Below are 10,130 nucleotides of genomic sequence, written 5' to 3' on the forward strand. Positions count from 1 at the left end.
GCGGTCCCACGGCGTGCCCGGGTGCGTGGCGGCCAGCTCGGCCAGCCGCTGCCGCTCGACGGGCAGCGCGATCGCCTCCAGGACGCCCTCCGGCAGCGGCAGCGCGGGCTCGGCGTCGATGCCGACGGAGGCGAGGTCGCCGGCCCGGGAGACGGCGGCCGCACGGAAGCCGTCGCAGTGGGTGAGGCTGCCGATCACGCCGTCCGGCCAGCTCGGGGCGCCGCGAAGGCCCGGGACGAGCGGGCGGTAGGGGACCCCGAGGCGGGCGAGGGCGGCGCGGGCGCAGTGGCGGACGGTGGTGAACTCGCGGCGGCGCTTGTCGACGGCCTCGGCGACGACCGCCGCCTCGGCGGGCTCCAGCCGGGCCTCCGGCGGGTCGTCGTACGCGACCTCGGTCACCACGACGTCCGGCAGCAGGTCCCTGATCATGCGTTTCCCCCTAGGCTCAAGCCGCGCGGGCGGGCGCCGCGCGGGCCGAGCCTAACCCGGGTGGGCGGCCCCGGTCTGTGATCTCCGGGAACCGGGTGCCAGTTACTCGAAGGCCGCCGCCGCCTCGCGCAGCGCCCGGGCGACCGTCTCCGGGTCGTACGGCGCGGGCTCGCCCGGTCGGTAGGTGACGGAGTGCAGCGCGCCGGTGTAGCGGAAGGAGCGGTGGCGTTCGTACACCGGCCAGGAGACCGGGGACTTGCGGTCGATGCCCACGCTGATGCCCTGGAACGGTGCCATGCCGATCAGCTGGTGGACGGGGCCGAGCCGGCCGCCCTCGACGCCGTCCACCAGCAGCCGGAACTCCCACTTGAGGTCGGCCACCGCCGTCGCCTCCAGGGTGACCAACCGTGCGCCCGCCGGGAGGCGCCCGCCGTCGGCCTCCAGCAGTTCGCCGTACTGGTTGTAGGCGAGGCGCAGCCGGCCGTCCTCGACGTAGAGGCTGTAGCCGCCGCCCTGGTCGCCGTGCGAGACGAGGACGCCGCGGTCGTCGCCCCCGTGCCGGTCGAGCGCGACCTCGACGGTGAAGGAGCGGAAGGAGATCAGCCGGGAGGAGCGGTAGCGCTCCAGCTCGGGGGTGCCGGGCAGCAGGGTGACCGGGCGGCGCAGCCGTTCGGCGCCGGGGCCGCGCAGGGCGAGGGCGCCGCTGCCGTCGGCGAGCGGGAAGACCCCGTTGCGCCAGGCGGCGGCCTCCCACTCGGCGGACAACTCCTTGACCAGGTCGGGGTGTTCGGCGGACACGTCATGGATCTCGGTGGGGTCGGTGCGCAGGTCGTACAGCGCCCACTCGCTGTCGTCGTACGGGGCACCGGGGCGGTGCAGGGTGACCAGCTTCCAGCCGTCGCGGTAGTAGCTGCGGTTGCCGGTCATCTCGCAGTACTGCGCGAGGTGGGTGCTGGGCGCCGCACCGTCGCGCAGGACGGAGGCGAAGCTGACGCCGTCGAGTTCCTGGACGGGCAGCTCGCGCCGCTTCGAGGGCCGTTCGACACCGGCGAGTTCGAGCAGGGTGGGGAGGATGTCGGTGACGTACTGGTACTGCGGGCGGACGCCGCTGTCGCCCTCGGCGCGTGGCAGGCCGGCCGGCCAGGAGAGGACGAAGGGTACGCGCACGCCGCCCGCGTAGGTCTGGCCCTTGTAGAGGCGGAAGGGGGTGTTGGAGGCCATGCCCCAGCCGCGCGGGTAGTGGACCAGGCTCTGCGGGCCGCCGATGAGGTCGATCTCGCGCTGGACGTCCGGGTTCCAGTCGTCCGGCAGGTTCGGGTGGTGGACGAAGCGGCTGAAGTAGCTTCGGGTGCCCTCGGCGCCGCCCTCGCCGGTGCCGCCGTTGTCGCTGGTGAACACGATGATGGTGTTGTCGAGTTCGCCGAGCGCGGTCAGGGTGTCGGTGAGCCGGCCGAGGTTGCGGTCGACGTTGTCGACCATCGCCGCGTACACCTCCATGTAGCGGGCGTACAACTTCTTCTGCACGTCGGTGAGTTCGTCCCAGGGGCCGACCTCGTACCCGGCCTCGGAGTTGCGCTCGGGCAGTTCGGTGCCGGGCGGGAAGTGCCCGGCGGCGAGCTGGCGGGCGAAGCGGGTGCGGCGCAGTTCGTCCCAGCCGCCGTCGTAGCGGCCCCGGTGGCGGGCGAGGTCCTCGGACTTGGCCTGGAGGGGGCCGTGCACGGCGTTGTGGGCGAGGTAGAGGAAGAACGGCTTGTCGTCGTCGTGGGCGCGCAGCGACTTGACCATCTTGATGGCCTGGTCGGTGATGTCGTCGGTGTAGTAGTAGCCGTCGGGGAACTCGTCTATGTCCAACGGGCTGTTGTCTCGGACGAGTTGGTGCGGATGGAAGAGGCTGGTCAGGCCCTCCAGGACGCCGTAGTACTGGTCGAAGCCCTTCTGGAGCGGCCAGTTGGCGCGGTCGTCGGCGGCGTTGGAGGCGGAGTCGCGGGTGAGGTGCCACTTGCCGACGGCGTAGGTGGCGTACCCGGCGTCGTGCAGGAGCTCGGCCAGGGTGGGGATGTCCCCGGCGACCTCCATGCCGTAGCCGGGGAAGCCCGGGTCGGCGTTGGCGACGAAGGAGTAGCCGACCCGGTGCGGGTTGAGGCCGGTGAGCAGGGCCGCCCGGGCGGGCGAACAGAGCGGCATGGTGTGGTAGTTGGCGAGCTTGACGCCGGTGTCGGCCAGGCGGTCCAGGGTCGGGGTCGGGATCTCGGCGCCGAACGGGCCGATGTCGCTGTAGCCCATGTCGTCGATCAGGACGACGACGATGTTCGGCGCGCCCTCGCGCGGGCGGACGGGCCGAGGCCAGGCGGGGGCGGACTCGCGGAAGGTGCGTCCGACGGTTCCGGGGAAGCCGGCGTAGGGATCGCGGCGGTGCGGGTTCGCTGCGGGTTCGGCGGTCATGTGGTGCTCCGGGTGCTGGCGAGGGGCGCGGTGGTGGGCGCGTCGGCGGGTGCGGCGAGGGCGGACTCCAGCCGCGGGACGGCGGCCAGGAGTTCGGCGGTGTACGGGTGTTCGGGCGCGGTGACGACACGGTCGGCCGGGCCGGTCTCGACGATCCGGCCGTGGTGCATCACGGCGATCCGGTGGCTGACCTGCCGGACCACGGCCAGGTCGTGGGCGATGAACAGGATCGCCAGGCCGAGGTCGCGCTGGAGCCGGGCGAGCAGCTCGATCACCTGGGCCTGCACCGAGACGTCCAGGGCGGAGACCGGTTCGTCGCAGATCAGCACGCTCGGCTCGGGTGCCAACGCCCGGGCGATGCCGATGCGTTGGCGCTGGCCTCCGGAGAAGGCGCGCGGGTGGCGCTCGGCCATGGCCGGGTCCAGGCCGACCTGTTCCAGCAGCTCGGCGACCCGGGCGGCGCGCCGCTCCCGGTCGCCGAGGCCGTGGGCGATCAGCGGTTCGGCGATGATCTGCCCGGCGGTCATCCGGGGGTTGAGAGAGGAGTACGGGTCCTGGAAGACCAGTTGGACCTCGCGGTGCGGCCGGCGGCCCAGCTCCTCGCCGCGGAAGCGGATGCTGCCCGCCGACGGGGCCTGCGCCCGGACCAGGGCCCGGGCCAGGGTGGACTTGCCGGAGCCGGACTCGCCGACCAGGCCGAGCGTCTCACCCGGGTGCAGGTCGAGGTCGACGCCGTGCAGCGCGGTGACGGAGCGGCGCCGGGTGCCGTAGGTCTTGCCCAGGCCTCGGACGGTGAGCAGTGGCTGCTCGCCCGGGGTGCTGTTGGCGGCCGCCCGGGAGGGTTCGTCCAGGCGCGGTACGGCGGCCAACAGTTCGCGGGTGTAGGGGTGTTGCGGGTCGGAGAGGATCTCGGCGGTGGCGCCCCGCTCGACCACCCGGCCGTCGCGCATGACCAGCAGCCGCTCGCAGGTCTGGGTGATCACCCCGAGGTCGTGGCTGATGACCACCAGCGCGGTGCCGGTCTCCCGGTTGATCCGGGTGAGCAGGCGCAGGATCTGCTGCTGGATGGTCGGGTCGAGCGCGGTGGTCGGCTCGTCCGCGACCAGCACCTCGGCGTCGTGGGCCAGTGCGAGGGCGATCATGATGCGCTGGCGCTGGCCGCCGGAGAACTGGTGCGGGTGGTCGCGCAGCCGCTCGGCGGCGTCCGGGATGCCGACCAGGTCGAGCAACTCGGTCGCGCGGGCGCGCCGTTGGGCCCTGCGAAGGGCCGATCCGTGGGCGCGCAGCGCCTCGTCCAGCTGTCGGCCCACGGTGAGCACGGGGTTGAGCGAGGACATCGGGTCCTGGAAGACCATCGCGATCCGACGGCCGCGCAGGGCGCGCAGGGCCTCCTCGGGGAGGGCGGCGAGGTCCTGCCCGGCGAGGTGGACGGACCCTGCGGTGATCCGGCCGCCGGGCGGCAGCATCCGCAGCAGGGCCAGCGCGGTGGTGGACTTGCCGGAGCCGGACTCGCCGACGATGCCCAGGGTCTCGCCCGCCGCGAGCTCGAAGCCGACCCCGTCGACGGCGGTGGTGCCGCCGAAGTCGACGGTGAGGTCGCTGACATGGAGGACGGTGGTCATCGGCGGATCCCCCGGTTCAGGGCCTCGGCGATCAGGGTGAAGCCGAGCACGAGTGCGGTGGTGGCGGTCAGCGGGGCGGCCGCGAAGGCCGGGTCGGTGGTGAGGTAGGCGACGGACTGGCTGAGGATGCTGCCCAGGGTGGGATCCGGCGGCCGTACGCCGAGGCCGAGGAAGCTCATCGCGCCCTCGATGAACACGCCGATGGAGAGCGCCACGGCGGTCTGCACGATCAGCGGGTCGACGGCGTTGGGCACCACGTGCCGCAGTAGCACCCGGGCCCGGGAGGCGCCGCCGATGCGGGCCGCGAGGGCGTACTCGCGCTCCCGCTGGACCAGGATCCCGGCGCGCAACTGCCGTCCGAAGCCCGGGATCTCGGCGAGCGCGATGACGATCACCACCGGCCAGCGGCCGGGGCCGAGCACGGCGGTGACGGCGAGGCCGAGGATCAGCCCGGGGAAGGCGAGCAGCAGGTCGAAGGCCCGCTGGACGGCGAGGTCGGCCCACCGGGAGGTGGCGGCGAGCAGCGCGGCCGAGCAGCCGAGCAGGGCGCCGATCGGTACGGCGGTGAGGATCAGGGTGAGGTCGGTGCCGATGCCGTGCAGCACCCGGCTGTAGAGGTCCCGGCCGAGGTCGTCGGTGCCGAAGGGGTGCTCGGCGCTGGGACCGGCCAGTGCGAGCGCGCTCTGGGCGTTGGGGTCGGTGTCGGTGAGCAGCGGCGCGAGCAGCCCGGCGAGGGCGACCACGCCGACCAGGGCGAGGCCGGTCAGGCCGCGCCAGGTCAGCAGCCCGGAGAGGTAGCGTCCGCGTACGCGCGGGGACTTGAGCGGAAGGGTGGCGGTGGTCATCGGGTCACTCCCAGCGGATCCGTGGGTCGAGCCAGGTGTAGGCCAGGTCGGTGAGCAGTTGGACGGCGACGTACACCGCCACCACGAGCAGCAGGAGGTCCTGTACCACCGGGTAGTCCCGGCGGATGACGCCCTGCTCGATCAGCTGGCCGAGGCCGGGCCAGGCGAAGATCCGCTCCACCAGGACGGCCCCGGCGATGAGGTGGCCGACCTGGAGGCCCAGGACGGTGATCGCCGAGGGCAGCGCGTTGGGCAGCGCGTGCCGCCAGACGGTCCGCCGCCGGGAGACGCCGAGCGCGGTCGCGGTGCGGACGTAGTCCTCGGCGAGGGCGCGTTCGATGCCGTCCTTGAGGTAGCGGGCGACCACGGCGGCGCTGGGCAGGGCCAGGCAGACGGCCGGCATGGCCAGGTACTGCACGGCCAGGTCCGGCTCCGTCAGCAGGGATTCGTGCCCGCCGGCCGGGAGCAGGCCGAGCGAGACGGCGAAGACCAGGACGAGGACGACGCCGGTGACGAAGGGAGGGATGGCGAGCACCCCGGTGGTGACGGCCTGGACCACGGCGGCGACCGGCCGGCTGCGGGTGGTCGCGCCGAGCACGGCCAGCGGCAGCGCGATCAGCACCACCAGCAGCAGGGCGCCGAGGGTGAGTTGGGCGGTCGCGCCGAAGCCGTCGCCGATCAGGTCGGCGACCTGCCCGCCGATCGCGTAGCTGGGCCCGATGTCGCCGCTCAGCAGCCGGCCGAGCCAGCTCACGTACTGGCTGAACAGCGGCTGGTCGAGACCGAGTTGGCTGCGGATGGCCTCGACGGTCTCGGGCGTGGCGTCCGGGCCGGCGAGCGAGGTGGCCGGGTCGCCGGGGATCAGCCGGAGGATGAGGAAGACCGCGAAGGAGGCGAGGAGGAGGACGAGCAGGGCGCTCGGGAGGCGTTTGAGGAGGAAGGTGCGCATGAGGGGGGTTCCGGGTCTTCCTGCTCAGGCCGCCAGGTAGGCGTCGTCGAGGTTGAGGTAGCCGAACTTGTTGAGGGTGACGCCCCTGGCCCGGCTGCCCGTCACCTCGACCAGCCCTGCGATGGCGAGGTCGATCACGAACTCCTCGTCCAGCAGCACGTCGGTGATCTGCTGGTAGAGGGCCTTGGCCTCGGGGCCGTCGCTGTCGCTGCGGTTCCAGGCCCGCTGGACGACGTCGGTGTAGGCGGGGGAGGAGAAGTGCGAGCTGTTCTTGGCCTCGTTGAAGGGGTAGGCGCTCACCGCGAGGGTGGCGGGGTGCAACTGGGCGAAGCCGTGGCTGAGCGACCAGAGGGCGGGCATGGTCTGCGAGATGAGCTGCTTCTGCATGGTCGGCGAGTCGGCGGGCCGGAGCTCCGTCTCGATGCCGACCTGCTTGAGGTCGTACTGGAGGATCTGCGCGATCGCGGTGGGGCCGGGCTCGGCGGCGTGGGCGAACGGGAGGGTGATGTTCTCCGCGCCCGCCTCCCTGAGCAGTGCCCGCGCCCGCTCCGGGTCGTGCCGGTAGTGGGTCGCGCCGGCCTCGGTGTAGGCGGGGGAGGACTTGGGCCAGGGCACCGAGGAGACGCTGCCGTAGCCGCCGAGGGCCTGCTGGACGAGGCGGTCGCGGTCGATCGCCCAGGCGATGGCCTGGCGGACGCGCTTGTCGCTGACGTGTTCTGCGGTGACGTCGACGCCGATGTAGTAGGCGCCGGAGCCGGTGTCGTACTGCTTGACGTGGAACCGCGGGTCGTCGCGGAGGAGCGCGGCGTCCTTGCCGCGGATGTTGTACGACAGGTGCGTCTGGCCGGTCTTGAGCGAGGACAGCAGCGACTCGGACTGCGGGATGATCCGGATCTCCACGCCGTCGAGGTGGGGGCGCCCGGGGTTCCAGTACCGCTCGTTGCGGGCGAAGGCGATCGAGGAGCCGGGCTTGCGCTCGGTGAGGGTGAACGGGCCGGTGCCGATCAGCCGGGTGCCGGCGACGGCGTCCTCGACGGTGGCCGCGTCCGGGATGATCATGAACTCGAAGAGGTCGAAGAGGTTGCTGACCGGGTGGGCGAGCACCAGGGTCAGCTCGAAGTCGCCGTTCTTGCGGAAGTCGGTGACGGCGGCGGCGGTGGAGCGCAGCTGTGCCGAACGGGCCGGGTTCTGGAGGTTCTTGACGGCGAACACGACGTCGTCGGCGGTGAAGCGGCGGCCGCTGTGGAACAGCACGTCCTCGCGCAGCTTGAGCGTGACGCTCAGGCCGTCCGGCGCGACCTGCCAGGAGGTGGCGAGCTCGGGCTGCGGCTGGAGCCGGTCGTCGTACCTGGTCAGGGTGTTGAACACGAGGCGCTGGACCAGCACGTTGGCGCTCTGGGCGAAGAGCAGGCTCGGGGTGATGTCGATGGCGGACGCGATGGACAGCACGCCGCCCTTGCGCGGGGTGCCGCCCCCGTCGACGTCGGCGGCGGCGTTCCTGGAGTGCTCGACGGCGGACCGGCAGGCCGCGAGCGTCAACAGGCCGGCACCGGCGAGGCCCGCGCGCAGCAGGGCGCGGCGGCTCGGGGCGGCGGGGGGACGTGATGGCGCGGTCATGGCGGTCCTTCGGGGCGTGGGTCGTTACGGATGGCGGGTGGACGTCAGGGCATGGACGGGCCGGGCGTACAGCTCGCCGAGCACCGGGGTGCCGGCGGCCACCGCCAGGACGTCGGCGCCGCGCCGCTGGGCGATCAGCAGGTCGGCGTCCCGCCGCAGGTGCGAGCGGAGCGCGAACTCGGCGCGGACGACGTCGAGGTGGCGGCGGTCGATCAGGGCGAAGGTCTCGGTGAGCACCAGCAGGTCGGGGTTGACCACGTCGGCGAGCAGGGCGAGGGCGCGGCCGATGATCCGGGCGCGGTTGCGCACCAGCCGCTCCGCCCGCGGGTCGCCCCGGCGGACGGCGGCGATCAACTGGAACCGGTCGGCCGCGGCGGTGACGCCCTCGGCGGCGGCCGCCTCGAACAGCGTGGTGTCCGAGGCGGCCACCGAGAGGCAGCCGAGCCGGCCGCAGTGGCAGCGCTCCTCGCTGATCGCCTCCGGGTCGGTGACGGTGCCGGTGACCGGGAGGTGGCCGAGGTCGCCGGTGGCCGAGGGCGGGCCCAGGTGGACCGTGCCCGCGACCGCCAGCGCCGCGTCCACCACGTGCCCGACGAACAGCTGCACCATGCTGCGGCGCGCCGCCGGGTGGCCGAACAGGATCTCCGCCCGGGTGAGCGCCCGGGCGTGGTTGTCCACCTGGACGGGCAGCCCGGTCGCGTCCTCCAGCAGCTCGCGCAGCGGCATGTCCTGCCAGTCCAAGGGGCCGTGACGGATCGTCACACCCTTGTCCGGGTCGACCGAGCCGCCGGTGACCGCGCCCAGCCCGACCACCGTACGGCCGGCGCCGACGGCCGCCAGCAGCCGGGGCAGGCGCTCCAACAGCGGCTTCAGGACGGCGAATCCGGTCCGGCCGCGGTTGGAGATCTCCTGGCGGTGCAGCACCCGGCCGCGCAGGTCGAGCAGGGCGAAGGTGCTGCCGGGCAGGCCGATGTGCAGCCCGGCGACGGCGAGCCGGTCGGTGTCCACGTCGAGCGGGAGTTGCGGGCGGCCGACCGATCCGGTGCCGCCGCCCGTCAACTCCGGCCGCTCGCTCAGGAGTCCGAGCCGCACCAGGTCCACCGTCTGCCGGGACACCGCGGAGGCGCTGAGCCCGGTGAGCGCGGCGATCCGGCTGCGGGCGATCGGCCCGTGGTCGAGCACCGTGCGCAGGACGGCGGAGGCGTTGGCATCCCGGCGGTCGTCCCCGGTGCGCATGGCCGAACCCTCCGCGGCGCCGGTCAGTTGGCCGCGTCGGGCCGAGCCGCGTCGGGCCGAGCCGTGTCGGGCCGAGCCGTGCCGGGCCGAGCCGTGCCGGGCCGGGAGGCCTCGAACTGGGCCGCCTCCAGCTCCTCGGCGGGCACCAGGCCGGGCACCCGCGGCGGCTCGGCCGGCTCCAGCAGCCGGCTCGGCGCGCCGTCCACGCCGACCGGCAGGTCGCCGTCCAGGGTGATCCGGCGGACCAGGCGAGGCTCGTCGCCGTAGTCGGAGACGGCGTAGTGCTGGGTGGCGCGGTTGTCCCAGATCGCCACGTCGCCGACCTGCCAGTCCCAGCGGACGGTGTTCTCCAGGCGCTCGACGTAGCGCTGGAAGAGGTCGATCAGCGCCTTGCTGTCGTCGCCGGACAGGCCCTGGACGCGCTGCGCGAAGGCGCCGAGCAGGAGGGTCTTCTCGCCGGTCACCGGGTGGACCCGGACGACCGGGTGCTCGGTCTTGAACGCGGTGGAGACGAAGACCTCCCGGTACAGCCGGGCGACCTCGGCGTTGTCCGCCAGCTCGGGGCGCAGGGCGAGACGGGCGGCGTAGTCGTAGTCGTTGGTGTGGACGGCGCGCAGGCTCTCGGCGAGGGTCTTCAGCGGGGCAGGCAGGTCCTGGTAGGCGGCCGCGGTGTTGGCCCACACGGTGCTGCCGCCGGCCGACGGGAGCTCCAGGGCGCGCAGGATCGAGGCCTTGGGGTAGGACGGGACGAAGGTGACGTCGGTGTGCCAGTTGTTGGCGCGCACGCCCTTGGTGGCGTCCAGCTCGAAGATGTAGCGGCCGTCCGCGCTGGGGACGGTCGGGTGGCCGACGGGGTGGCCCAGCAGGCGGGCGAAGGCCTCCTGCTCGGCGTCGTCGAGGTGCTGCTGGCCGCGGAAGAACAGCACCTTGTGCTCGTACAGCGCGGCCTCCAGGGCGGCGACGGTCTCGGCGGGGAGGTCGCCGCCGAGG

The 10,130-nt window shown here is 73.5% G+C and carries 8 protein-coding genes; all 8 read right to left on the minus strand.

The window, feature by feature from the left end; translation table 11 throughout:
* On the minus strand, window positions 1-429 hold a 429-nt coding region (locus tag J0670_RS18540; RefSeq protein WP_374223123.1), incomplete at its 3' end, for a 4'-phosphopantetheinyl transferase.
* Between the two features lie 102 nt (window positions 430-531).
* Window positions 532-2,871 carry an arylsulfatase gene (locus tag J0670_RS18545; protein ID WP_207812732.1) on the minus strand — a complete coding sequence of 780 codons (2,340 nt, stop codon included), beginning with the start codon at window positions 2,869-2,871 and terminating at the stop codon, window positions 532-534.
* Window positions 2,868-4,493 carry an ABC transporter ATP-binding protein gene (locus J0670_RS18550; RefSeq protein WP_207812733.1) on the minus strand — a complete coding sequence of 542 codons (1,626 nt, stop codon included), beginning with the start codon at window positions 4,491-4,493 and terminating at the stop codon, window positions 2,868-2,870. The genes J0670_RS18545 and J0670_RS18550 overlap by 4 nt, the downstream gene beginning before the upstream one ends.
* Window positions 4,490-5,338, minus strand: coding sequence for an ABC transporter permease (locus tag J0670_RS18555; RefSeq protein ID WP_207812734.1), 849 nt, complete (start codon window positions 5,336-5,338; stop codon window positions 4,490-4,492). Before J0670_RS18555 ends, J0670_RS18550 begins: the two co-directional genes overlap by 4 nt.
* Window positions 5,339-5,342: 4 nt before the next feature.
* A complete protein-coding gene (locus J0670_RS18560) occupies window positions 5,343-6,287 on the minus strand; it encodes an ABC transporter permease (protein ID WP_207812735.1) in 945 nt (314 codons plus the stop codon).
* A 24-nt stretch (window positions 6,288-6,311) separates the two neighbouring features.
* Window positions 6,312-7,904: an ABC transporter substrate-binding protein gene (locus J0670_RS18565; RefSeq protein ID WP_207812736.1), complete on the minus strand. Its 1,593-nt coding sequence runs from the start codon at window positions 7,902-7,904 to the stop codon at window positions 6,312-6,314.
* Window positions 7,905-7,928: 24 nt separating this feature from the next.
* On the minus strand, window positions 7,929-9,140 hold the full coding sequence (locus J0670_RS18570) for an ROK family transcriptional regulator (protein ID WP_207812737.1): 1,212 nt from the start codon (window positions 9,138-9,140) through the stop codon (window positions 7,929-7,931).
* A 23-nt stretch (window positions 9,141-9,163) separates the two neighbouring features.
* On the minus strand, window positions 9,164-10,130 hold a 967-nt coding region (locus J0670_RS18575; protein WP_207812738.1), incomplete at its 5' end, for a TauD/TfdA family dioxygenase.

The organism is Streptomyces sp. FH025, from assembly GCF_017427025.1.
Lineage (GTDB): Bacteria > Actinomycetota > Actinomycetes > Streptomycetales > Streptomycetaceae > Kitasatospora.